This window comes from Fructilactobacillus sp. X2R6C1, from assembly GCF_059901295.1.
Window position 1 is genome coordinate 53627 of sequence record NZ_JBWXUZ010000004.1, and the last position, 25698, is coordinate 79324.

The 25698-nt window shown below is 38.4% G+C and carries 29 protein-coding genes; 5 read left to right on the forward strand and 24 right to left on the reverse strand.

All coding sequences use genetic code 11. The features are described 5' to 3' along the window. Positions 1-6: 6 nt before the first annotated feature. Both AC6UDF_RS05095 and ezrA read right to left on the reverse strand, forming a co-directional pair. Positions 7-1152, reverse strand: coding sequence for a cysteine desulfurase family protein (locus AC6UDF_RS05095; protein ID WP_500694370.1), 1146 nt, complete (start codon positions 1150-1152; stop codon positions 7-9). Positions 1153-1265: 113 nt separating this feature from the next. Further along, positions 1266-2984 (reverse strand): septation ring formation regulator EzrA, encoded by a 1719-nt coding sequence (gene ezrA / locus AC6UDF_RS05100; protein WP_500708198.1) that lies wholly within the window; start codon positions 2982-2984, stop codon positions 1266-1268. Between the two features lie 329 nt (positions 2985-3313). Between ezrA and rpsD the strand changes: the two genes are divergently transcribed. From rpsD to AC6UDF_RS05125, 5 genes are all read left to right on the forward strand, one after another. Then, a complete protein-coding gene (rpsD, locus tag AC6UDF_RS05105; protein ID WP_039144319.1) occupies positions 3314-3919 on the forward strand; it encodes a 30S ribosomal protein S4 in 606 nt (201 codons plus the stop codon). A gap of 108 nt (positions 3920-4027) precedes the next feature. Next, positions 4028-4486 carry a YueI family protein gene (locus tag AC6UDF_RS05110; RefSeq protein ID WP_500694368.1) on the forward strand — a complete coding sequence of 153 codons (459 nt, stop codon included), beginning with the start codon at positions 4028-4030 and terminating at the stop codon, positions 4484-4486. 14 nt (positions 4487-4500) lie between these two features. Next, positions 4501-5784 (forward strand): replication-associated recombination protein A, encoded by a 1284-nt coding sequence (locus tag AC6UDF_RS05115; protein ID WP_500701335.1) that lies wholly within the window; start codon positions 4501-4503, stop codon positions 5782-5784. A 6-nt stretch (positions 5785-5790) separates the two neighbouring features. Next, the gene (locus AC6UDF_RS05120) at positions 5791-6075 is read left to right on the forward strand and encodes a hypothetical protein (protein WP_500696067.1); all 285 of its coding nucleotides are present in this window, start codon (positions 5791-5793) and stop codon (positions 6073-6075) included. A gap of 68 nt (positions 6076-6143) precedes the next feature. Then, on the forward strand, positions 6144-6635 hold the full coding sequence (locus AC6UDF_RS05125) for a universal stress protein (RefSeq protein WP_500694366.1): 492 nt from the start codon (positions 6144-6146) through the stop codon (positions 6633-6635). Positions 6636-6655: 20 nt separating this feature from the next. Here AC6UDF_RS05125 and AC6UDF_RS05130 read toward each other — a convergent pair whose 3' ends face one another. From AC6UDF_RS05130 to prfA, 22 genes are all read right to left on the reverse strand, one after another. After that, the gene (locus AC6UDF_RS05130) at positions 6656-7525 is read right to left on the reverse strand and encodes a helix-turn-helix domain-containing protein (RefSeq protein ID WP_500696065.1); all 870 of its coding nucleotides are present in this window, start codon (positions 7523-7525) and stop codon (positions 6656-6658) included. A gap of 37 nt (positions 7526-7562) precedes the next feature. Continuing rightward, positions 7563-8141, reverse strand: a complete 579-nt coding sequence (locus AC6UDF_RS05135; protein ID WP_500708201.1) for a DNA-3-methyladenine glycosylase I — start codon at positions 8139-8141, stop codon at positions 7563-7565. Positions 8142-8221: 80 nt separating this feature from the next. After that, positions 8222-9358 (reverse strand): D-alanine--D-alanine ligase family protein, encoded by a 1137-nt coding sequence (locus AC6UDF_RS05140; RefSeq protein WP_500694363.1) that lies wholly within the window; start codon positions 9356-9358, stop codon positions 8222-8224. A gap of 94 nt (positions 9359-9452) precedes the next feature. Further along, entirely contained in the window at positions 9453-10649 is a 1197-nt protein-coding gene (locus AC6UDF_RS05145; protein WP_500694362.1) for an FtsW/RodA/SpoVE family cell cycle protein, read from the reverse strand. Between the two features lie 31 nt (positions 10650-10680). Next, positions 10681-10896 carry a DUF2969 family protein gene (locus tag AC6UDF_RS05150; RefSeq protein ID WP_500723996.1) on the reverse strand — a complete coding sequence of 72 codons (216 nt, stop codon included), beginning with the start codon at positions 10894-10896 and terminating at the stop codon, positions 10681-10683. Positions 10897-10938: 42 nt separating this feature from the next. After that, complete coding sequence (gene yidD, locus AC6UDF_RS05155) at positions 10939-11214, reverse strand: membrane protein insertion efficiency factor YidD (protein WP_500694360.1); 276 nt, start codon at positions 11212-11214, stop codon at positions 10939-10941. Positions 11215-11227: 13 nt separating this feature from the next. Next, positions 11228-12241 (reverse strand): rod shape-determining protein, encoded by a 1014-nt coding sequence (locus AC6UDF_RS05160; RefSeq protein ID WP_500694359.1) that lies wholly within the window; start codon positions 12239-12241, stop codon positions 11228-11230. A 106-nt stretch (positions 12242-12347) separates the two neighbouring features. Next, the gene (murA, locus tag AC6UDF_RS05165; protein WP_500694358.1) at positions 12348-13640 is read right to left on the reverse strand and encodes a UDP-N-acetylglucosamine 1-carboxyvinyltransferase; all 1293 of its coding nucleotides are present in this window, start codon (positions 13638-13640) and stop codon (positions 12348-12350) included. Positions 13641-13661: 21 nt separating this feature from the next. Next, entirely contained in the window at positions 13662-13892 is a 231-nt protein-coding gene (locus AC6UDF_RS05170; protein ID WP_500694357.1) for a DUF1146 family protein, read from the reverse strand. A gap of 125 nt (positions 13893-14017) precedes the next feature. After that, positions 14018-14446, reverse strand: coding sequence for a F0F1 ATP synthase subunit epsilon (locus AC6UDF_RS05175; RefSeq protein WP_500694356.1), 429 nt, complete (start codon positions 14444-14446; stop codon positions 14018-14020). Between the two features lie 13 nt (positions 14447-14459). Next, positions 14460-15884 carry a F0F1 ATP synthase subunit beta gene (atpD, locus tag AC6UDF_RS05180; RefSeq protein WP_500694355.1) on the reverse strand — a complete coding sequence of 475 codons (1425 nt, stop codon included), beginning with the start codon at positions 15882-15884 and terminating at the stop codon, positions 14460-14462. 23 nt (positions 15885-15907) lie between these two features. Beyond that, positions 15908-16834: a F0F1 ATP synthase subunit gamma gene (locus tag AC6UDF_RS05185; protein ID WP_500723998.1), complete on the reverse strand. Its 927-nt coding sequence runs from the start codon at positions 16832-16834 to the stop codon at positions 15908-15910. A 22-nt stretch (positions 16835-16856) separates the two neighbouring features. Continuing rightward, positions 16857-18392: a F0F1 ATP synthase subunit alpha gene (gene atpA, locus AC6UDF_RS05190; RefSeq protein WP_500694353.1), complete on the reverse strand. Its 1536-nt coding sequence runs from the start codon at positions 18390-18392 to the stop codon at positions 16857-16859. Between the two features lie 36 nt (positions 18393-18428). Next, complete coding sequence (gene atpH, locus AC6UDF_RS05195) at positions 18429-18971, reverse strand: ATP synthase F1 subunit delta (protein ID WP_500708207.1); 543 nt, start codon at positions 18969-18971, stop codon at positions 18429-18431. Then, positions 18958-19476 (reverse strand): F0F1 ATP synthase subunit B, encoded by a 519-nt coding sequence (gene atpF / locus AC6UDF_RS05200; protein ID WP_500724000.1) that lies wholly within the window; start codon positions 19474-19476, stop codon positions 18958-18960. Before atpF ends, atpH begins: the two co-directional genes overlap by 14 nt. A gap of 41 nt (positions 19477-19517) precedes the next feature. Continuing rightward, complete coding sequence (gene atpE, locus AC6UDF_RS05205) at positions 19518-19730, reverse strand: F0F1 ATP synthase subunit C (RefSeq protein ID WP_010021947.1); 213 nt, start codon at positions 19728-19730, stop codon at positions 19518-19520. 20 nt (positions 19731-19750) lie between these two features. Continuing rightward, entirely contained in the window at positions 19751-20461 is a 711-nt protein-coding gene (gene atpB, locus AC6UDF_RS05210) for a F0F1 ATP synthase subunit A (RefSeq protein WP_500694350.1), read from the reverse strand. A gap of 298 nt (positions 20462-20759) precedes the next feature. Beyond that, on the reverse strand, positions 20760-21392 hold the full coding sequence (upp, locus tag AC6UDF_RS05215; RefSeq protein WP_500694349.1) for a uracil phosphoribosyltransferase: 633 nt from the start codon (positions 21390-21392) through the stop codon (positions 20760-20762). Between the two features lie 71 nt (positions 21393-21463). Next, a complete protein-coding gene (glyA, locus tag AC6UDF_RS05220) occupies positions 21464-22708 on the reverse strand; it encodes a serine hydroxymethyltransferase (protein WP_500708209.1) in 1245 nt (414 codons plus the stop codon). Positions 22709-22744: 36 nt separating this feature from the next. Beyond that, positions 22745-23758 (reverse strand): L-threonylcarbamoyladenylate synthase, encoded by a 1014-nt coding sequence (locus AC6UDF_RS05225; protein ID WP_500699806.1) that lies wholly within the window; start codon positions 23756-23758, stop codon positions 22745-22747. 15 nt (positions 23759-23773) lie between these two features. Further along, entirely contained in the window at positions 23774-24625 is an 852-nt protein-coding gene (gene prmC, locus AC6UDF_RS05230; RefSeq protein WP_500694346.1) for a peptide chain release factor N(5)-glutamine methyltransferase, read from the reverse strand. Continuing rightward, positions 24609-25697 (reverse strand): peptide chain release factor 1, encoded by a 1089-nt coding sequence (gene prfA / locus AC6UDF_RS05235; protein WP_500694425.1) that lies wholly within the window; start codon positions 25695-25697, stop codon positions 24609-24611. Before prfA ends, prmC begins: the two co-directional genes overlap by 17 nt. Between the last annotated feature and the right edge of the window lies 1 nt (position 25698).

Here is a 25698-nt window from a genome sequence, read left to right on the forward strand (position 1 = left end):
GATTATCTAACTTAACTTTTTGAATTCTTCGTACAATTCATCAAATACTTGATTAAACTTATCAGCTTCATCTAAAGTATTTTTGTCTCCTAAGGAGATTCGAACGGCACTGCGAGCGATGCTTGGGTCTACTCCCATAGCATCTAAAGTTCCTGCCGTTTCCTCTTTTTTGGATGAACAAGCGCTCGTAGTAGAAATGTAAATCCCATGTTCTTCAAAGGCATGCACGATCGTTTCACCTTTCACTCCTTCAATTGCAAAGCAAAGAATGTGCGGAGCAAAGTGGTCTGATAAACCGGAGAAAGGATGAACCTTGTTGAACTTAGTAATATGAGCATAAATTCGTTCTCTGATCTTTTGTTCACGTGCAATGCTTTCAGATTCATGATCCGAAATGATTCTGAGTGCTTTAGCCATCCCTACTATCGCAGGCAGATTCTCAGTCCCACTCCGTTGCCCTCGTTCTTGGCCACCACCATCCATTAATGGAGCAATCTTACGACCGTTTTTCCCATATATCAAACCAATTCCTCTGGGAGCATGAAATTTATGCCCAGAAAATGTGACAAAATCAACTCGATCATTGAAAACCAAATCGTGTAGACCTTTACCAACAGCCTGGACGGCGTCAACATGAAAATGAATTTTGGGATATTGTTTTAAGACATCACTAATTTCATTGATGGGTTCAATAGCGCCCATCTCATTATTAACCGCCATGATTGACACCAAGATAGTATCCGGTCTAATAGCGGATTCTAAATCTTTTGCTGAAACTCGTCCCTCTTTATCAACGGGTAAATAAGTAACGTCAAATCCCAAATCTTCTAAAGCGTGCATTGAATTTTTCACCGCTGCATGTTCAACAGAAGAAGTGATGATATGCTTACCAAATTGATGTTTCTCTTTGGCGGTCCCCTTTATAACCCAATTGTCACCTTCAGTTCCTCCACTAGTAAAGTAGATTTCGTTAGGTTCTACTCCTAAAATTCTCGCAATTTGATTTCTTGATTGATTCAATAGATTAAACGATTGTTGACCAAAGTTATGAAGACTGGAAGGATTTCCCCAGATCTTTTCACTTACCTGATTATAGGTATCCAAAACCTGACTATCTACTTTAGTCGTCGCACTATTATCAAAGTAAATCATTTGGTACCCTCTCTTTCTAATTCGTCCAAATTACAACAAGATTTATTATACCAGCATTGAAACATAATAAAAACAAGCTGAATTGTTCCAACTCTAATTCAGCTTGTTCGTGCTTACTTTTGATTTTGTGAATCTTGCTTATTTTTGTAATAAGTATTTTCAATTCGCTTGTAGGACCCAGGATTGGCTTTATCAATCGCAGTGGCAATGGTTTCTAAGCTTTCAGGATACTTATATTCATCGTCAAACAGATGCTTAGCTTTTACCAGTGCTCTATTAATCTCTGGATCAGAATTTCGATAACGATTGGCATATTGCATCACTTGCTCAGCAAGCGATGAGCTATCAATCAAATCATCAGTCTTCTCTTCAAGAGTATCCCGATCTGATTTAATCACGCTTAACTGTTTTTGAACATCATCCATACTAATCTTGACCTTATCCATCGTCCGATTAAGATCCTTAATCTCGTCAGCCACAATGCCAAAGTAGTCAATGTAATCCTGTGATATACCCGGTAAATTCAGCTCATCAATCTTACGCTGAATCCCATGAAGTTCCAAATCAAGATCATCTAAGACCTGATGGGCCTTCTGCTCTTCATCTTTAAAGTCAGCAACCGAATCATTAATGGCCCGTTGTTTCTTTTCAATCTCCGTTAATTGACTATCGCTACTAGTAACGTTGTCAAGGATGTGAGTATAAATGGCTTTCTTGTTGTCAATTGCCTCACGATCTTTTTTATAGGTAGCTTCAATCTCATCAATTTGTTTTCCTAAAGCATTGGCCTTATCAATTTCACCATGTTCTAGTGAGTAATTATGACTGAGTCGATCTAATTCATCGATTAAAACCTGATTTTGTTTTTTGGCGTGTTGGATATATTCTCCGGTGATCTTAAATCCTTTATCAACTTTTTTCTTAGCAATTAATTGCTTTTCCATTAAATCGTAAAGACGATCAATCTTGGTCTCAATCTCACTATCAGAATCCTTGGCCAATTTTAAATCAAGGTGAGCAATATTTTCAAGGTTATCGGAAACGGCTGTTCTTAATTCCTCTAAAGAGACGTCAAATTCATCATCAGCAAATTCATACCCACTTGCATTCATTTTAGAATGAGTTGAGCTAATCTCATCAATTTGATTTTTAAATTCTACATTATTAGTAGCATATAAATGAGGAATTTGTTGCACATCAGCTTCTAACTGATTAGTTGACTTATTTAAATCACCAAGAATTTTATCAGCCTTTTCGTGATCACCATTTTTTGATAGATTAGAAAAATCATCAAAGGTCCCTTCAATCGTCGACAACTGATTTTCAAGCGCATCAATTGCGGGCCCAAAGGAAGCATTCTTAGTAAGCAATTCTTTTCGAAGTTCTTTATAACGACCTTCTAAATCAGTAATGGCCTTCTTATGTTCAGAATTCAGCTGATTCATTTTAGCTAAAAACTGACGAATTACCCTTACATCATCTTCTGAGGTTTTAATTTGTTGTTCCGCATCTGAGCAAACTTCCCGTGTCTTAACAAAGTTAATTCCCTTTGCGTCACTTTTTACCGCTTCAACGTTATTTTTGACGGAAGGAAGTAAGTTATTAGTAACGTTATCAAAATCAGCTTGAGCACTATTAACGCTACTTAATGAATCACCGGTGAGGCCGATATCTTTCACCTTATTAATCTCATCTTGCAGATTCAAATCATTTAGGCGCTTAACGCGTTTTTCAATTGTTTCAGCAATTTTTAATAAATGGTGCTGATACATGACCACGGCACAATAAATTACAGCTACTACAACTAAAATTCCAATAATGACGTTAACCATTAAATACCCGTCCTTCAACAAATTAATTATGTATAAACTTTTCCTCGTTATTAAAGTAATTATATCATAAATGAGAAAAATTTATGATAGCATTCTGAGTTTTAAGATCATCAATTGCAACGTTGCATTGACTTTTAGGTGCTAATTTCATATAATTGGGCTTGTGTAAAATAATGCAGCAGTATGCGGTAAGCTCGTCAACATGTCCTTGCTACTTGTAGTTTAATTAGTAACCCACTGGCTGCTGAGGCGAAAGTTCAGAGGGATATGCACGAATACTAAGCGTACATCGTTATTTTACTCCAAATATTTTATTGGAGGATTCATTTATGTCAAGATATACAGGTCCAAGTTGGAGAATTTCTCGTCGTCTTGGAGTTTCTTTATCAGGTACTGGTAAGGAATTACAACGTCGTCCATATGCTCCAGGTGTTCACGGCCAAGGTCGTCGTCAAAAACTTTCAGAATATGGTGTTCAATTACGTGAAAAGCAAAAATTACGTTACATGTATGGTTTAACTGAACGTCAATTTTACTCATTGTTTAACCGCTCTGGTAAAATCCGTGAGGGTAAGCATGGTGATAACTTTGAAATTATGCTTGAAAGCCGTTTAGATAATATGGTTTACCGTTTAGGCTTAGCTACCACTAGACGACAAGCTAGACAATTAGTTAACCACGGTCATATTACCGTTGATGGCAAGCGGGTTGATATCCCTTCTTACGAAGTAAAGCCCGGTCAAGTGATCGGTGTTCGTGAAAAGGATAAGGACATGGGCATCATCAAAGAAGCTGTCGAATCAGTTGTGAGCCGCCCTGCTTATGTATCATTTGATGCTGATAAGCTTGAGGGTTCATTGACTAGATATCCACAACCAGATGAATTAAATGCAGACATCGATACTTCATTAGTTGTTGAATACTACAACCGTTAAAATATTGTGTCTGTTAAAGAAAAGGCGATCTCGATTGAGACCGCCTTTTTGTATCTCCAATTTCTTTAATGTTAAAATGTAGTAAATACTCAATAAGGAGCAAATATTATGACAGATGACAAAGGATCAGTTCAAAATCGACTTGATCAAGCAATGAGTGGAAACTCCCCTCAAATTAACCCAGATGAGCAACGAAAATACTTGGGAACTTTTCGAGAACGGGTCGACTTCGCCATTACGGTTTCTGAAGATAAAAACCAGGATGCAATCGATCAGTTAAGTAAAGAAATGAAACAACATCCCACTTATCAACTCTTCATTAACGGCAATATAGCTGAAGAACAGCAACAACCGTACATGAAGTTGGCTAGCCAAAATAACACTAAGTTCACTTTAAAAAATAACAGCGCTTATGGTACGATGCCTAATCAATACGCTGTGGTCTTAGTTGCACCTGACGCAATTAATAAAGACCATATTGATTTTGATCCTAGTAAGGTTAACGCCAAACATGATGACGATCAACCTAAAAAACATCAATCATGGTTCTCACGGTTATTTAAGTAGAAAGAAGCTATAAAATGCAAAAGCCCCTCGCCTACAGAATGAGGCCCACTAAAATTGAAGATATTGTTGGCCAACAGGATTTGGTTGGCAAGGGCAAGATTATTGATCGCATGGTAAAAGCTAAAATGCTTTCATCAATGATTTTATATGGGCCACCTGGCACCGGAAAAACCAGCATTGCAAGTGCAATTGCGGGTTCGACTAAATATGCTTTTCGGATGTTAAATGCAGCAACTGATACCAAAAAGGACCTCCAGGCGGTAGCTGAAGAAGCTAAAATGAGTGGAACGGTAGTGTTATTACTAGATGAAATCCATCGGTTAGATAAGACCAAGCAGGATTTTTTGTTACCACTACTAGAAAGTGGGCAAATTATCTTAATCGGGGCAACGACAGAAAATCCTTATATCAATATCAGTCCGGCCATTCGTTCTAGAACAGAAATATTTCAAGTTCATCCATTAACCAGTGATGACATAACCAAAGCCGTTAAGCGAGCACTAGCGGACAAGCAAAATGGCTTAGGTAATCTAAAGATCAAACTTGACCATAACGCCATGAGCTTTTTAGTTCACAGTACCAATGGCGATTTGAGAAGTGCTTTAAACGCCCTAGAATTATCCGCCAAGTCCACTAAGCCTGACCAAGATGGCGTCATTCACATTACTCTGGCTGATATTGAAGCTTGTTTACAAAAGAAAGCACTAAGTCAAGATAAAAATGGCGACGCTCACTACAACGTGATGTCAGCACTTCAAAAATCAATTCGTGGCTCCGATGTTAACGCGGCCCTACACTATGCCTCGAGGTTAATTGAATCAGGGGATTTAAACTCCCTAACAAGAAGATTAATGGTAATTGCGTATGAAGACATTGGGTTAGCTAATCCGGCTGCTGCTTCCAGAACAGTATCGGCAGTGCAAGCTGCTGATAAACTCGGTCTCCCTGAAGGACGGATTCCGCTATCTGATGCCATCATTGATCTTTGTCTTTCACCAAAATCAAATTCAGGAATTACAGCGATTGATAAGGCTTTATCTGACGTAAAAACTGGCAATTACGGAGACATTCCTGATCACTTAAAAGATGCCCATTTCAAGGGTGCCAAAAAACTAGGACACGTCGGTTATAAATACCCACATAATTATCCCAATGATTGGGTTAAACAGCAGTATCTTCCTGACAAAATTAAGAATGCCAAGTACTACCAACCAAAGCTGAACGGTAAATACGAAAGAGCTCTAGCTGATCAATATGAAAAAATCAACGAGGCTGAAAGGCATGTCGGAAAGGAATAATTGTCGATGCTCATAAAAGTTTTAATGTTATTTTTCTCCGTAATTTTAATTATTAACGGAATTTATTTTTTGACTCATGCTCATAAAAGTTTCCTACTGTTTCATCCCGAAAAGTTTACCTCATTAAGCATCATCTTACTCATTAGTGGTGTCATTCTAATTGTGGTAGCAATTTTAGGAATTATTTCAATATTTTTCGATAACACTGTTTTTACTCTGTTAGTCTTATGTGCGGGGTGTTTGTGTGCTGTGATTCCAGAACTATTCATCATTCAATACATGGATAAATAGCCTTTATATCTGACTTTTCAATTAAAAAATACTAGAATTAAGTTAAATAAAACATCGAGGTGGTTTTTATGCTACAAGAATACAATAATATTTTAGTTCCCGTTGATGGTTCATACGAATCCGAGTTGGCTTTTAAAAAGGCCGTTGCCGTTGCCAAACGTAATGATGCTCATTTACACATTGTCCACGTTGTAGACACACGAGCATTTCAAAATATCTCTAGTTTTGATACATCAGTAGTTGAAGAAGTAACTCAAAACGCTAAAAAAACACTCGAACAGTACGCCAGAGAGGCTAAGGATGATGGCGTTAACAAAGTCGATTATTCAATCGAATATGGCGCACCGAAAACAATCATCTCAAAGGAAATTCCAGACAAACTCGATATTGATTTAATCATGATCGGTGCAACCGGGTTAAATGGTGTTGAACGGTTACTAATTGGTTCAGTAACTGAATATGTCACTAGGATGGCGGTCTGTGATGTATTAGTTGTAAGAACAAATCTAAATAATCAAAAAGTTGATCCTAAAAAAGGAAAACAAAAAGTTTCTAAGTAAAACAAAAAATCATTCGATGATTATTTCGAATGATTTTTTGTTTTGGCAATTTTTAATAATTTATCAATCCGCCCGCTATCTCTTACTCCTTTCAAAAGATTGATTTTAATTTGGGTGCTTTCTGCCTTTTCAAACAGTTTTTCTCGTTTATAACTCAAATATTTCAAATTATAAAATGATTTCAAACAATAGAAGGAATACTTGCGTTTTAGGTAAGATATCATAACATTGGATTCAGAAATCACTAGTTGATTATCGTTAGCTACAAATGCGAAAGTGACAATGGCAAGTCCTAACTTAATGACAACATATCGATCAATTGTATTCATTTCTCTTCGATGTAGCAATTGCCCCATCCTCACCAAAGCATCATCCAAATACTTACGAGCCAATTTTTGACATCCCAATCTCCGATATGAGATTGCAATGCCCAAATAACTCCATGCAGTACAAATAAAATTTGTTTTGACGGAACACGAGTCAATCATAGTATGAAAGCATAGGATTACTTCATCTAAAGAAAAACCACAAAATAGTTCCGCAAAACCACGTTCACAATAATATCTTCCTTTGATTTCTCTTGAATCAATATTCTCAACTTTAATTGTTTCAATAATCGTATTAGCTTTCTTGAAATGATAATGAAGTAGAATGCATTCAACTTTCTTCAGTATTTTTTTAGCATAGCAATACTTTTCATCAGAACAAACTTCGTCTAAGTTCAATCCCAATCGGGACACAATTTCTGGAATAATCACCCATTGATTAAAACACCCATCATTTTCAAGCGCACTGATGGTTGACTGAGTACATAGTCCTTTGGCAAGCTCCGACTGCGTCATATGAATATCAATTCGGCGTTTTTTAATTCTCGCTCCAATCTTTTTCAATAGCGCTTTTGAGGGCATTATGACTTCCAATTGCACGTCATCTCCCTTGACGATTCAAAATTTCATCGTGTCTAAAACAATTAACGTTATGATCATTAATAATCCCCGAAGCTTGTAAAAACGAATAGAGTGTTGTGGGCCCAACTCTTTTAAAATGATACATTTGAAAAACCGGATTAAATTTTTTAATCATTGGTCTCATTTCCGAAATATCGATTTGATCATCAATAATTAAATGGTCAACGGGAGTATAATTCACCTGCTGCCATAATTGGTCAAAAAAATGAATCCCCTTTCCCTCTAACTCAAAAACAATCTTGGCATTGGTTAAAATGGCATCAAGTTTCGATCGATTTCTAATTCCACGTTTGTCACTCATTGCAGTGTCTTTGATGGTTTCTGCGTGAGTAGACAAATAGTTAAAATCAAAATTATGATAAATGCTATCCAGTCCGTCTAACTTCTTCAAAATTAAATTCCACTGAAGTCCTGCCTGCATTATTTCTAGTGACAGTTCTCTAAATAATGCTTTTTCGTCATAATCTGGAACACCCCACACCGTATCATGGTAATTCATTAATCGTGGACTCCTAGTTGCCCAGTTACATCTTTCCATTATTATCACCTCTTATAAGTATATACGAAGAACAATCTTCAAATAAAAAAAGATTATGACTATGTCATAATCTTTTTTTATTATTTATCCTTATATACTTTTTTCTGATCGCCCTTTTGAAGCGGCTTAAAGTCATGCAAAATTTTAGATTGACGGTCAAATTCAGCATAAGCTAGTTCAATCAATTTATCGATTAATTCGGTATAACTAATTCCAGAAGCTTCCCAAAGTTGCGGATACAAAGAAATATTGGTAAAGCCCGGTAATGTGTTAACTTCACTCAAATACGGCTTAAAATCCTTTGAAACAAGAAAATCAATTCGTGCCATTCCCTTTAATCCAAGGGCCTTATAAGCGTCTAATGCCATGTTCGTGATTTGATCATCGACACCATCTGGCAATTCAACTGGAATGGTAAATTGGACCTGACTGGCATCCACGAACTTGTTGTCATAGGTATAGAATTTGTCATCTGCTGGAACTTTAATTGCCCCTAGTTTTGATGCCTTGGGATTTTCATTTCCTAAAATAGAAATTTCGACTTCTTCTGGTCCCTCAATTGCTTCCTCAATCAAAATTTTGTTGTCATAACGAAAAGCATCTTCTAGTCCGCTATCCAATTCCTCTTGATTATGCACCTGATGAATACCGATGGAAGAACCTTGATTGGCTGGTTTGATAAACATTAATGAACCAAGCTTTTTAGATAATTTAGCATAATTCCAATCTTTACGATTATCTGGAGTCAATAAGACGTATTTGGTATTGTTAATGCCTGCTTCATCTAGGATTTTCTTAGTAATATCCTTATCATAAGACATTGCAGAAGCTAAGATTCCACTTCCAACGTAGGGCTTATTCATTAGACGTAATAGCCCCTGAATGGTTCCATCTTCCCCTAAGTTTCCGTGAATAATGGGAAAGAAAACGTCAATATCTTTAGCGCTATCGAAATTAATAATGGGAGCTAGCGGATTATTCATGTCGAGATTTAAAATCTCATCTTTTTCCACATCCGTTTCATCTTCACCATCAAATACACGATGTGAAGCATCATCGCTCAAGACGATTCCATCCTTAGTAATTAGGAATAAGCTGACTTCATACTTATCCTTGTCCATCGCATCATAAATATTATGCGCGGATCTTTTTGAGACGTCGTGTTCTGATGAATTACCACCAAATAATAACGCGACGTGCTTCTTATTTTTAGTCATATTCGCACCTCTGTCGTTCATAATAGAACCTTAATTATAACACAAAAATTAACCGGTAAATAATCCCAAATAAAAAAGCATGAATGAACATGCTTTATGAGAAATTCTTATCTGTACTAAACATTGAACTCTTGTTATGGTATTGCATTGACATTATCAACCCAATCCCTATCATGTTACCAATTAAGGCAGAACCTCCCTGGCTCACAAATGGGAGCGGAATTCCAGTCATTGGCAGCAACCCAATGCTCATTCCAATGTTTTCAAAAACATGGAATAAAATCATCATAATAACTCCACTAGAAATATAGGCATAGAAAACATTCTTAGTTTCAAAAGTAACCTTGATCATTTCATAAATCAATAAGAAATAAAGAAGAATCAATAATACCCCACCAATGAATCCAAAGTTCTCTCCCATCACGGAAAAGATCATATCAGACTCACGAACAGGAACGTAAACTTTGGAAACATTGAATCCCGTTCCAGTAAGACCTCCTGATCCAACTGCTTTCATACTTTGCCATAGTTGAAATCCTTGGTTACTCGTATCTGACTCAGGATGCAACCAAGTATCAATTCGAGCGAATTGATAAGACTTAAAGCCAAAATGACCAAGTAACATCCGACCCTCTTTAGTAATGGCAAGTGTCAGTGCAATGGCACCAAGACCACCTGTAACACCAAAGATTGGCGCCAGTATTTTCCACGTAACCCCGGATACAATCATCATCCCGGCCAGGATGGCAATGAACACAATGGTAGTTCCAAAGTCATTTTGCAACTTTAGTAAAATCACAATTGGAATCGTCCATAGAATCATTTTACCAAGTAACGCCCAATCACTTCGAGTTTCATGAATTGGATGTTCATTATTGTGAGAAGCAATGACTTTAGCCAACATCAAAATATACGCAGGTTTCATGATTTCAGATGGTTGAAATGTCAGTGGCCCTAACTGAAACCAACTTTTAGCACCAGTTTGTGCCGCATAGGAACGACTATACAAGAACAAAACAGCAACTAAAAGAAAGATCCCAAACCAATACGCATAAGGTGCTAATTTCCATAACTGTTCGGAATCAAATTGCATAATCACAACGATGGCAATTGCACCAATTGCGTACCACACTAATTGCGAAACAACCGCCTTTACGACACTTGTTTGACTTGTATCATGACTGGCAGCTACAAAGATCGACCCTATGCCCACCAAAGCAAGCATCAGTACACAAAAAATGATTCCCCAATCGATTCGATTCTCGTCTGTACTTTCCGACCTATTAAACACGATTAGAACTCCTTTTTTTCATAAATCATACTTATCTTTGGTGCAAATTATACTCTCTTATTACCTCAGCAACAGCATCTTCTTCGCTGTTTTCATGGAAAGTTTTGTCACCAACCACACAAATTGACTTCCCGTTCTTTTCTTCAATGGTGCCCACGGTATGACCGCCAATTTGCACCAATTTCAACGCGTTTTCTTCTGGATCATCAATAATATTAATACCGATTCGTTTTTCCTTTCGATTCACGCTTAAAAACCTCCTAGAATAAAAAATAGTTGATAAAATCAACTATTTTAGCTTCATCGAGCGACGATAATCTTCCTCAGCTTTTTTATTTCTTCCCAATGAAAACTTCTTGGGAACTGGATCGTATCCACCCTTAACCAGTGGATTACACCTCAAAATTCGTGTAAACCCCATCAGTGTCCCTTTCAATGCTCCAAAGCGATTGATCGCTTCGAGCGTATAATGCGAACAGGTTGGTGAGTACCGACAACTAGGCGGAAACAATGGTGAAATAAAGCGCTGGTAAAACTTAATTAAAGATATAAATACTCGTTTCAATTTTTTCTCTCAATTATTTTCTACTGAAAAATCCACGACTCTTTTTATTGCTACTCATGTGCTCAAGCATTTCACCAGCACCCTTTGCAACGTTATCTAAAGGATCTTCAGAAATATAAACCGGAACCGTTAATGCATTTGAAATTACAGTATCAATGTCTTTAAGAAGTGCACCACCACCGGTTAACATTACTCCTCGATCAATAATATCAGCTGAAATTTCTGGTGGAATTGTCTCTAAGACTGCCTTTGCACCTGACACAATGGAGTTAATTGAACCACTAATAGCTCTCGCAACTTCTTGACTAGTAATGGTTACCGATTTAGGCATCCCACTAACCGAGTCACGACCTCTAACCTCCATCTCTTTAACATCTTGAGTGGAAACGTCTGCCGTTCCAATCTGCATTTTAATTCGTTCAGCGGTGTGTTCACCGATAATAAGGTTATGTTCTTGTTTCAAGAAGTTAACGATATCAACGTTCATCACATCTCCAGCAATTTTAAGTGATTTACTGGCTACGATATCACCAAGTGAAAGAACCGCAATGTCTGAGGTTCCACCACCCATATCGATTACCATGCTACCATGAGGCTGGTAGATATCCATACCAGCACCTACGGCAGCTACTTTAGGCTCTTCTTCAATGAAAACTTCGCCACCAGCTGCGCGTTCCGCTGCTTGGATAATTGCTTTTCGTTCAATGTTAGTGATGTTTGTAGGAGCACAGATCATCGTCTGTGGTTTAGAAACAACGCCCTTAACGCTTAATTTACTGATAAAATACGAAAGCATTTCTTGAGTAATATCAAAATCAGAAATAACTCCGTCTTTTAAAGGTCTAATGGCTTTAATGTTTCCAGGAGTTCTACCTACCATTTGGTAAGCTTCAGAACCGACCGCCAATACCTTATTTGTTTTAGTATCAACGGCAACTACAGATGGTTCATTAAGAACAATACCCTTCCCCGTAACGTATATAAGAACGTTAGCAGTTCCTAAGTCAATCCCAATATCTTGTGCCATAAAAATACTTCCTTCCGTAACATCGTTTAACTAAATTATAGCATATCCAGAATAGCAAAAGAGAATTATCACATACGAAATTATCTAAATTTTTCTAACGATCAAGTTAGTCATTAGCAATTGCGTCGCTTTCTTTAATTGGGATTCGCTCAACTTCTGCGCCAAGTTTTTGCAGTTTCTTGTGAAATTCGTAGTAGCCACGATCAAGATACTTCAGATTAGTAACTTCCGTATAACCATCAGCAACTAGACCAGCTAAAATCAAGGCAGCTGCGGCTCTAAGATCAGTCGCAGCAACTTTAGCGCCCTCAAAATGGGTTGGTCCATACATGGTGACTGTTTCGCCATTAATGTCGAACTTAGCACCCATTCTGCGTAATTCTTCCATGTGCATAAACCGATTTTCAAAAACAGTTTCCGTTAGCTTGCTGACACCATCGGCCCTTAACTGCAATACTGTCATTTGAGGCTGCATGTCAGTAGGAAAGCCTGGATATGGGGCAGTCTTAACGTTAACTGGTTTTAATTTTGCGGGTCCAATGACACGAACACCATCGCGTTCTTGTTCAACTTTAACCCCCATCTGTTTCATTTTGGAAATTAATGGTAAGTTATGTTCGGTAATCCCGTTTTCAATTAAAAGATTTCCTTCAGTAAGCGCTGCGGCAACCATAAAAGTCCCAGCTTCAATTCGATCTTGAACCACTTCATGACTAGCACCATGAACACTTGGTACTCCGGTAATTGTAATCGTATCAGTGCCTGCTCCAGAAACTTTTGCTCCCATTTTGTTCAATACTTTTTGTAAGTCAACAATCTCAGGTTCACGGGCAACGTTTTGAATCTTGGTAGTTCCCTTTGCAAGGGTAGCGGCCATCATTACATTTTGAGTAGCACCAACACTTGGAAAATCGAAATAAATATCGGTTCCAGTAAGTCCGTTAGGAGCAGATGCTTCTACGTAACCATCATGTTGTTCAATGTGAGCACCTAAGGCTTCAAAGCCACGCAAATGTAAGTCAATGGGACGACTTCCAATTGCACATCCTCCTGGTAAAGCAACTTTTGCTTGACCTAAGCGAGCTAAAAGTGGACCCATCACAACAATTGAGGCTCTCATTTTTGAAACATATTCGTACGGAGCTTCTGGTGAAATTTTTCCAGAAGCATCCACTGTAATTTTATTCTTACTTTTATCAAAATCAACTTGAATACCCAAATGTTTTAAAACTTCATTCATAGTAAACACATCGGACAACATGGGACAGTTGGTTAAAACAGTCTCGCCATCACTTGCAAGAATAGTAGCAGCTAGAATCGGTAAAACGGCATTTTTTGCACCCTCAATGTGAACTCGACCATTAAGTTTGTTTCCGCCATGCACAACAATTTTTTCCATGGTACTCTCTCCTATTACGTATTATTTAAATAGTACTGTTAAATTTTTTAAGTTATCAATGAATGACATAAAGAACGAACTGCATATAAAACCAATTACGATCGAAAGGAGGACAATCAAGACCTTCCCTTGTCGTTCTTGAATTGGTAAAAACCGTTCAAAGTGAATTCCTTGTATAGACCAAAAAGCTAATGCAATAAAGAATAGCTGGCTAATTATTGTTATTAAAGATTCAACTCCAAATGGATTCATTACGCGATACTCCTAATATTCATTCTTACTATATACTATCATAAAATCATTCAATTGTCGTAAATCGGAGGTCCATGTAAAAAATTGTAACAAAAAAGAGGAACTAAAAAGTTCCTCTTTTTTAATTAATGTTGTGCAACATTAATTCTATTAACAGCTCTTTGTAAAGCAACTTGTGCACGTTTCAATGCATCCGTATCGTTCTTAGATTGAGCATCTTTAATCTTCTGTTCTGCACGCTCTCGGGCATGAGTAGCTCTCGATACATCAATGTCACCTTTACGTTCAGCACTATCAGCAACGATGGTTAAAGTATTATTGGAAAATTCGGCAAATCCACCATTGACCGCAACGGTATCCATGTCATTTCCGTTAAACTTAAACCTCGTTTCACCAATTTTTAAAGAAGCAATCACTGGAACATGGTTAGCTAAAATTCCAAGGTCACCCATCATGGTTTCAATGATAGCCATGGTGACTTGATCATTGGAATAAACCTCGCCATCAGGAGTAACGATACTAACGGTTAATACTGACGATTTATTATCAGCCAATTAGATCAGCCTCCTATTTGCTTTGACTTGCTTTTTGTTCTTTCAGTTTGTTGTAGTTTGCAACGACATCATCAATTCCACCACAGTTTCTGAAACAGTCTTCAGGAATATCATCGTACTTACCTTCAAGAATTCCCTTGAAGCCGGCGATAGTATCCTTAACGGATACATACTTACCTGGAAGACCCGTAAACTGTTCGGCAACGGTGAAACTTTGTGATAAGAAGAATTGAATACGACGAGCACGACCAACAATCGTCTTTTCTTCGTCGGATAATTCATCCATTCCTAGAATTGAAATGATATCTTGTAATTCACGATATCGCTGAAGAACGTGTTGAACTTGACTTGCAACGTCAAAGTGTTCTTGTCCAACGATTTCTGGAGAAAGGGCAGATGATGTTGATGCCAATGGATCAACGGCAGGATAAATACCTTGTTGCGTTAATGAACGCTCAAGGTTAGTGGTAGCATCCAAATGGGCAAACGTTGTTGCAGGAGCAGGATCGGTATAATCATCAGCTGGAACGTAAACAGCTTGAATTGAAGTGATCGCACCCTTTTTAGTTGATGTGATTCGTTCTTGAAGTTGTCCCATTTCAGTAGCTAGAGTAGGCTGATAACCTACGGCTGATGGAATACGTCCTAACAGAGCTGAAACTTCCGTACCAGCTTGGGTAAATCTAAAGATGTTATCAATGAATAAAAGAACATCATCACCTTCAGCATCTCTAAAGTACTCAGCAAGTGTAAGACCCGTCAATGCCACACGCATACGAGCACCAGGTGGCTCATTCATCTGACCATACACCATGGCAGTATGCTTTAACACACCCGATCCTTTCATTTCAAAGTACATATCATTACCTTCACGGGTTCTTTCACCAACACCAGTGAAAACGGAAATACCGTTATGACCCTGAGCAATGTTATGAATTAATTCTTGAATCAAAACGGTCTTACCAACACCGGCACCACCGAATAATCCAACTTTACCTCCACGAATATATGGAGCTAATAAATCAATAACTTTAATTCCAGTTTCAAGAACTTCAGTCGATGGGTTTAACTCATCGTACTTAGGTGGTTGTCTGTGAATGGCCCATCTCGTTTGATCAGGACCAAATTCTGGTCCACCATCAATTGGCTGACCTAAAACATTAAATACTCGACCTAGAGTATCATTACCTACTGGCACTTCAATTGGAGCACCAGTATTTTCAACATCCATCCCACGACGTAAACCATCGGTTCCGTCCATAGCGATGGTACGTACCACTCCGTCACCTAACTCAAGAGCAACTTCAACAACTAATTGCTTGTTGTCACCCTTTTTAACGTTCAAAGCAGTATTAATTTCTGGTAAATCACCGTCTAGGGGAAATTTAACATCAACAACTGGCCCGATAACTTGTTGTACTTTACCAGTAGTATTCATTATGCTTTAATTCCTCCCATCTATTAATGGTTCAATGCTTCTTGACCACCAGTAATTTCTGTAATTTCAGTAGTGATAGCTGCCTGTCGTGCCCGGTTATACTTGAGTTCAAGTGATGAAATCAAATCATCGGCATTATCAGTGGCTGATTTCATTGCGGTTGAACTGGAAGCATGTTCAGCTGTCTTGGCATCCAAGATCGCTCCATACATTAAACTTTCAGCATATTGAGGAATTACAACACCAAGCACAGCCTTAGCAGATGGCTCAATATCATAATCTTCAATCAAGTTTTTAACTTTGACATCAGATCCAGCTTGACCACTATTCTTATCATCCATAGATGATTGAATTGACTCTTTATCCATGGGAAGAAGCTTTTCAGCCCTAAAATCAGAGGAAATTCGGTTAACGAAGTGATTATAACAAATGTACAAATCAGTATAAATTCCATCATTGTACATGGAGGTAATGGTCTTAACGATCCCTTGAGCTTCGGTATAAGTAGGAACATCTGAAACGGTGCGATTTTCGTATGCAACGTTTGCTCCACGCTTCTTATAGAAGTCTGCACCATTACCACCAATTGCTAAAATCATATAATCATCAGTATTTGGAGTGTGCTTTTCAATAAACTCATTGGCACCTCTGATTACATTACTATTGTAGCTTCCAACCATTCCACGATCAGATGAAATTACAATATAGGCGGTCTTTTTCTTAGCATTTTTTGAATCTTGACTTGAAGGTTTATTATCCTCTAACAAATCGGACTGAGCCAGATGAGCGATTACAGACTTAACCTTAGATACATACTGATTATAGTTCTCTGTATGTGCCTGAATTCTGTTCAACTTAACCGTTGAAACCATCTGCATCGCCTCGGTAATCTGACGTGTACTCTTGGTCGATGCGATTCTGTGCTTTACATCATTCATCGATTCAGCCATTAGTTGTTATCCTCCCTTCAAGTTAATTACTATTAACTATACTGTCACCTTTAGCTGAAGGCTTAAAGGTGCTTGCAAATTCTTGGATTGCACTGTTTAGCTTCTTTTCATCTGGAAGATCACCAGTTTTCTTAATGCTTTCAAGTAGGTCAGGATAATTTGTATCAAAGAATTTGAAGATCTCATCCTGGAATCTTAAAACATCATCAACGGCAATTTTATCTAGGTAGCCATGAGTTAAGCAATACAAGATCAAAACTTGTTTTTCAACTGGTAGTGGCGAATGAAGTGGTTGCTTTAAGACTTCCACCGTTCTAGATCCACGATCCAGCTTAGCTTTAGTAGCTTCATCAAGATCAGAACCGAATTGAGCAAACGATTCAAGTTCATGATATGAAGCAAGATCCAAACGTAATGTACCAGCAACCTTTTTCATTGCCTTAATTTGGGCATCTCCACCAACACGAGAAACTGAAGTACCAGCATCAACGGCTGGACGGTCTCCAGAATAGAACATGTCAGAGTTTAAGAAGATCTGACCATCAGTAATCGAAATTACGTTGGTTGGAATATAAGCGGAGACATCCCCTGCTTGCGTCTCAACAATTGGAAGAGCGGTCATCGAACCGCCACCCATCTTGTCACTCAACTTAGCAGCACGTTCAAGTAAACGTGAGTGGGTGTAGAAAATATCACCAGGATAAGCTTCACGGCCAGGTGGACGTCTCAAAATTAAGGAAAGTTCACGATAAGCATTAGCTTGTTTCGTTAAGTCATCGAAAACAATCAAAACATCTTTACCCTTATCCATGAAATACTCACCCATGGTTGCACCAGCATATGGTGCAATGTAAAGCAAGGGAGCAGGCTCAGATGGACCAGCTGACATGACGATTGTGTAATCCATCGCACCGTACTTTTGGAGGGTGTTTACTTGTTGTCTAACAGTTGAATCTTTTTGTCCAATTGAAACGTAGATACAAATCATATCTTGATCTTTTTGGTTCAAGATTGTATCAATTGCAATTGAAGTCTTACCAGTCTTTCGATCACCAATGATCAACTCACGTTGACCTCTACCAATCGGAACCAAAGCATCAATTGATTTGATACCAGTTTGTAGTGGTTGTTTAACACTTTGACGTTGCATGATTCCAGGTGCTTTTTTCTCAATTGGAGCAGTTTGATCGGTCTTGATCTCACCTTTACCATCAATTGGTTGGCCTAATGAGTTCACAACTCGTCCAACCATATTATCTCCAACAGGAACTTCCATGATTCTTCCGGTTCTTTTAACACTGTCACCTTCACGAATACCTGTAAAGTCACCTAAAACAACGATACCAACTTCGTTGCTTTCGAGGTTTTGCACCATTCCATAAACACCATTTTGGAACTCCAGTAATTCACCGGATAAAGCATTATCTAGACCATATGCACGAGCAACACCGTCACCAACATAGGTAACGACACCAGTCTCGTCGACGTTAAGTTCGTCTTTGTAGCCATCTAATTGTTTTTTAATTAGGGCACTAATTTCTTCAGCCTTAATGCTCATAAAAGTTTCACCTCTTCAATATAGATATCTTATCGACTAAGAGAGCAAATTCCGTACTTCTTTAATTTTAGTACGAACACTTCCGTCGTAAACAACGTTATCTGACGATAAAATCGCACCGCCAATAATACTACTGTCTACTTTCGCAGATAAGTCAACTGTTTTAGCACCAACCCTTTTGGCAAATGTCTTGGTTAACTTGTCTTTCTCTTCGTCATTCATTGGAACTGCTGTAACTACGCTAGCACGCACGATTCCTTGCTTCTTATCATATAATTTGCCAAATTCATCAATAATCGCGACCATATCATTAATACGTCCATAGTCATAGACCATCTCTACAAAATTCTTGACGTACTGAGAAGTTGCGCCATCAATCAAAGAATTAATGATCGAATCTTTTTGCTTAAGATCAAGTACTGGTCCTGCTAATGCGATAGATAAACCAAGGTCACTTTGAAAAATGTCTTTAATCGCCATTAAATCAGCGTTCCCAGTTTCTAACTCATCATGTTCTTCTAGTACTTGAAAGAGCGCATTAGAATATCTTTTGGCAAGTGTAACCTTATCTAGACTCATTTGTATTACCTAGCCCTTCAATATAAGAATCGATTAATGCTTTTTGATCATCAGCATTTAAGTTCTTTTTAATGATTTTGGAAGCAATCTCAATAGATAAATCTGCCACATCATCTTTAGTACTTGCTAAAGCGTCTTCACGTTCTTGTTCGATATCTTTATGAGCTTTATCCTTTAAGGTTTTAGCATCATCTTGAGCATCGGAAATAATTGTGTCGCGACGTTTTTGACCAGCTTGTTCAGCATCACTAACGATTTTAGTTGCTTCGTCATGCGAGTTTTGTAATGCATCGGCACGTTCTTTGGCTAACTTAGCAGCATCGTTACGTGATTGTTCAGCAGAATCAATATCGTTGGCAATTTTAGTTGCACGATCTTGCATTATCTTTGTGACGGGTTTCCATGCGAAAATCTTAACAATCCACATCAAGAGTAAGAACAAGATGGCATAAAACAGCATATCACCAACATTGAATCCAGCCGCAATAACTAAATGTGTATACATCTATTGACACCTCCTTTTTCTAAACTAAGAAAATGTTTTCTCTATTTGTTCATAACCAAGAAGGCAACAACAAAGGCCAAGATGGGCATAACTTCAACTAAGGCAACACCAATGAACATATTAGTTCTAAGTGTTCCTGATAATTCTGGTTGGCGTGCCATACCTTCAAGCATCTTGGAAATAATTAAACCGTCACCAATTCCGGCACCAATAGCGGCACCACACATTGCGATTCCAGCAGCAATAGCTCCCATAATATAATCCTCCTATTTTCTTATTCCTCAATTGATAATTTTTGAGAAACATATACAGATGATAATGTTACAAATACATAGGCTTGAATACAGCCAATAAACACTGAGAATCCTTGCCATGCTAACTCAAGTGGGGCAGCGACTGGAATCAGCCACAATCCATTTGAAAATGCTAAATTAGCAATTATCCCGGCCAACAATTCACCAGCAAAGATATTCCCATAAACACGAATTCCAAGTGTTAAGAAGTTCGTAAGCTCCTCAAGCAGGTTGATCGGTAGGAACAAGAAGACAGGCTGTAAGAATCCCTTAAAGTGTCCCTTATAACCTAGTTTCTCAACACCACAATACATAGCAAATGTCAGAGACATTAATGAGAACGTCAAAGCGACGATTGGATCGGCCGTAGGACTCTTGACGTAGACAATATTACCTACCTGAATATGCAAGAACAAACCAAGTAAGTTAGCTATTAAGATGAAATAGAATAGCGTAAATGCCCATAGTCCATAATTCTTAGGCGCATCATTACCAATCGTTGACTTTATAATTCCATTTGTAAAATCAATCATGTACTCCAATAAATTCTGTTTCCCCTTTGGTTTCAACTGCAGGTTTCTCGAGCAGACGAATATAAAAGCGAACAAAACAACAGCCACAATCACACCAGAAATCATATTGCTGACGTTGAAAGTAAGACCTAAAAATTGAAAAGTACGAGTTGGCTCCACAGATATCACCTCTTTTCGCAACTATTATCACTCGCAATAAAAAACGTGCCATAAAAAGTAGTTGAATAATTGCGATTCTATATTCAAACAAGTCAAAAGCTCACTTATTCAAATCTGATGAAATAATACCACCATTTCAGGCAAATTTCAAAGCTATAAAGCACCAAAAATTCTAATTTTATAGTCTTTATAACAATTACTTCACAATCGAAATTGACAAAACTTAAACCCGGCCCTTACGTAAAGCAATCTAACAAAAAAGTGGGAGTTTACTAACTCTCACTTAAAATTATTATTTTTATTTTGTTCCAAACAAACGGTCACCAGCATCTCCTAACCCAGGAACGATGTAACCATGATCAAGATGATCGTCAAGTGCAGCGGCATAAATGTCAACTTCTGGTTCAGCTTTTTGAACCGCTTTAACTCCTTCAGGAGCAGCAACTAGACAAACAAACTTAATGTTTTTGGGATTAGCGCCGTGCTTCTTTAATGCATCGAGCGCCATGATTGCAGATCCACCAGTAGCAAGCATTGGATCAACAACGAAGATCTGCCTCTCACCAATATCACTTGGCAACTTTAAAAAGTATTCGTGAGGCTGAAAGGTTTTTTCATCACGATACATCCCGATATGACCAACTTTGGCTGTAGGAATTAGATCAAGTACCCCATCTACCATTCCAATTCCAGCCCTCAGAATCGGAACAACAGCAACTTTTTTACCAGCTAATTTCTTAGCGTGCGCAGTTCCTTCAGGTGTCTCAACTTCAACGTCTTTAAGTGGCATATCACGAGCAACTTCAAAAACCATCAAACTAGCAATTTCATTAACGACTTCTCTAAACTCACGTGTCCCACAATTCTTATCTCTAATAATGCTTAATTTATGTTGGATCAACGGATGATCCATTACGTGAAACTCGCCCATAACGCACTCTCCTCTTCGTATTATATTTATGCCTATTATAACACAAGGAATACCAAAAAATTTCTAGCTCCTTATCGTGTAATTGGGTTTTCTTTACACAATTTGGATACGTCACTCTTGATTTGAGCCAAAACATCGGGTTGATCGTAATTGTCAATGGCTTTAATAATTAAATCAGCAACTTTCTTTGAATCATTCTCATCAAACCCTCTTGAAGTGATCGCGGGAGTCCCAATTCGTAGTCCACTAGTTAAAGTTGGTTTCAACTTTTCATTTGGAATTGCTTCCTTGTTAGTGGTAATCATTAATGAATCCAACATATCTTGAACTTGTTTACCATTTAAACCGGTATCAGTCAGATCAACGGTCATTAAATGATTATCAGTTCCACCAGAAACTACTCGTAAATGTTCGGAATTATTGAACTCGTCAGCCATGGCATTCGCATTTTTAAGAATTTGCTTGGAATAAGTAACAAAATCGGGTTGTAAATCTTCATGAAAGGCAACCGCCTTAGCAGCAATTACTTGTTCTAAAGGACCACCTTGGGTCCCAGGAAAAACAGCTGATTTAATCTTTTTGGCGTACTTATCTTGGCTTAAAATCATTCCACCACGAGGACCACGCAAGGTTTTATGAGTCGTAGTTGTCACTACATCGGCAATTCCTACTGGACTAGGATGTAATCCGGTTGCAACCAGACCAGCAATGTGAGCCATATCTACCATTAAGTAGGCTCCCACACTATCAGCAATCTCTCTAAATTTCTGCCAATCAATGATTCGACTATAGGCAGATGCACCAGCTACGATAATTTGCGGTTTTACTTCCTCTGCAATTGTTTGAATATGATCGTAATCAAGTTGCTCAGTCTCTGGATTAACGCCATAAGTGAACGACTGATAAATCTTACCAGAAAAGTTGACCTTAGCACCATGTGACAAGTGTCCACCGGCATTTAGGTCCATTCCAAGGATCTTATCTCCCGGCTTTAAGAAAGCGGCATATGAAGCCTGATTAGCTTGAGAGCCGGAATGAGGTTGCACGTTTACATACTCAGCACCAAATAACTTTTTTGCTCGTTCAATGGCCAGCGTCTCCACTTTATCAACATACTCACAGCCACCGTAATAACGATGACCAGGATAGCCTTCCGCATATTTATTGGTTAAAACGGAGCCCTGGGCGGCTCGGACACCCTTTGAGGCAATGTTCTCGGATGCAATCAACTCAATTGTGTCCTCTTGACGCTTTTTTTCACCGTGAATGGCATCCCAAAGTTCAGGATCCATCTTTTCATACTCTTTGTCTGACATGATATCTACCTCATTTCACTATTTGAATTAAGTATACTATTCAAAGTGCTTTTGTCCTGCGGATTTGTTTAAGCGGTTCATGTAAGCCTCCCCTAATTCAATTGGGGTAAATCCCTGTGTCAAAATATTGTCAACGCCATCTTCTAAATCAAATTGACGAAGTCCGGCAAATAGTAAATGACTGGCCGTATTAATATCACTTCCAAGACTGTAAATTTCTGCATTGTTTGGCCAGTCAACTGCATCAATTACATCGTCAGTTGCCATAACTCCCACAGTCCCATCTTGTTTTTTAATCCAATCAGCCGCTCGCTTCCAGTCATCTTTATGGTCAACAATTTGAACCTGAGCATCTGGGGCATAATGACGGTACTTCATTCCAGGAGCCTTTGGAACCTGATCCGCACTAACATGATGAACGGCATCGTCAACTGGGCCTACGACTTTTTCAATCTGGTCAACGGTAACTGCACCAGGACGCAAGATTGCTGGCTTCCCTGTTGACATATCAATAACTGTCGATTCAACCCCAAAGTCAGTAGCACCGTCGTCTAAAATCCCCGCAATTTTACCATTTAAATCATGATAAACGTGCTTTGCAAGGGTAGGACTGGGTTTGCCAGACGTATTTGCTGATGGACCTACTAATGGAACACCAGCGGCCTTAATCAAATTTAGAGTTGACTGTTTATCAGGATTTCGAAAAGCAGCGGTATCAAGTCCACCAGTAACTTCTTTAGCAAGTGCACCCCTTTTTAACTTTAAGATGATTGTCAATGGACCTGGCCAAAACGTTTTCATTAATCTTTTTACTTCTTCGTCTAACGGTTGAGCATACTTCTCAACCGTCTCAACATCAGCAACGTGAACGATTAATGGGTTATCACTTGGACGTCCCTTAGCTTTATAAACCTTTTTAACCGCTGAGACATTAGTAGCATCGGCCCCTAGTCCGTAAACTGTTTCGGTGGGAAAAGAAACGAGGTTCCCCTTCTTAAGTTCTTCTGCGGCCGCATCAATCTGATCCGGCGTAAATATCTTTGTATCCATTTTAAAAATTCTCCTTTATTTCATTTTAATCATTCGATCACGCATTGCCATGTCCTTTCGGAGACGAACCGACCGTCTTTTATTATCATTCATCAAAATCTTTTGAACCGGATCTCCCTGTCTAAAGCCAATTTCTAAATAAAGAGAGCCATCTCCCTCTAAATGAGCATCAACATCACGCGAAATTCTCTGATAGATTGAAAGTCCATTATTATCAGCAAATAAAGCCTGACGTGGTTCATATTTTAAGACACTTTCATCCATATACTTAATCTCATTTTGACCCACATATGGTGGATTAGAGACAATCAGGTCAAATTTTTGTTCACTAAAAGCGCCAAATAGGTCACTCTGAACAAAATTAATTTCGGTGTGATTTGACGTTGCATTTTTTTGAGCAATTTTTAATGCATTAAGTGAAATATCAGAACCAGTTACTTTCCAACTTGGGCGTTGCTTTTTTAATGAAACCGCAATGGCACCACTACCAGTTCCAACATCCAATACGTTAATAGGATGATCATCGTAATCATTTAAGATCCATTCCACTAATTCTTCCGTTTCAGGCCTTGGAATCAAAACACTGGGATTAACTTGAAACGTGTATCCATAAAAATTAGCAGTTCCAATTACATATTGCAGTGGCTCATGATTTAGAACCCGTTCTATCATTTCAATAAATTTAGCTTCCTGATCATCAGACAAATTAAACCGATAATTCATCAGCAAATCCGTCAAATTCCATCCCATCAAAGACCTCATCACCTGGCGTCCTTGATCAGGATCCAAACTTTCTTGCTCCAGACGCAAAGAAGCCCATTTAAGGGCTTCAAAAACAGTTGCATTATTTCTAAGCTTCTGAGTCATTCAATTTCTCCAATTTTTTAGCTTGATCAGAAACAATTAATGCATCAATGATGTCATCTAAGTCACCATCCATGATTTTGTCTAGCTTGTTCAAGGTCAATCCAATTCGATGGTCAGTAACTCGATTTTGAGGATAGTTATAAGTCCGGATTCGTTCAGAACGGTCACCCGTTCCAATGGCATCTTTCCGTTTCTCATCGTACTCATTCTGTTCTTTTTGTTTGTAGTAGTCATAGACACGCGCTTTTAAAACCCGCATTGCCTTAGCACGGTTTTGTTGTTGAGAACGCTCATCTTGCATTGCAACCACAATCCCAGTTGGGAGGTGGGTCATTCGGACGGCTGATGAAGTTTTGTTAATATGTTGACCACCAGCACCAGAGGAGCGATAGACATCCGTTCGAATATCGCCTGGATCAATGTCAATGTCCACATCTTCTTCCTCAGGCATTACACCAACGGTAGCTGTGGAAGTGTGAACTCGTCCAGCCGATTCTGTCGAAGGAATTCGTTGTACTCGGTGAGCACCATTTTCGTACTTTAACTTGGAATAGACTTTATCACCAGTGATCATTAAAACAATCTCTTTAAAACCACCAACTTCAGTATCAGTTTCATCGATCACTTCAATCTTCCATCCCTGCCGTTCAGCATACTTGGTGTACATGTTATACAAGTCCGCTGCAAACAAACTGGCCTCATCTCCACCAGCTGCTCCACGAATTTCCATGATAATATTTTTCTCGTCATTAGGATCCTTAGGAATCAACAACAACTTCATTTGATCTTCAAGTTGCGTTTTCTGATCCTTTAAATCACTAATCTCGGATTTGACCATGTCTTCCATTTCGCTATCAAGTTTCTCTCTTAACATGGTCTCATCATCATCTAATTGTTTACTAATCTTTTTATACTTATTGTAAGTTTCAACCGTTTCTCTGAGACTGCCCTCTTCTTTTGAGAGTTTCATGAATTTCTGGGTGTCAGCAATCACTTCTGGATCACTGATTAGTTCGTTTAATTCATCATATCTGTCAGAAACGGATTGTAATTTATCAAAAATTTTATCCATA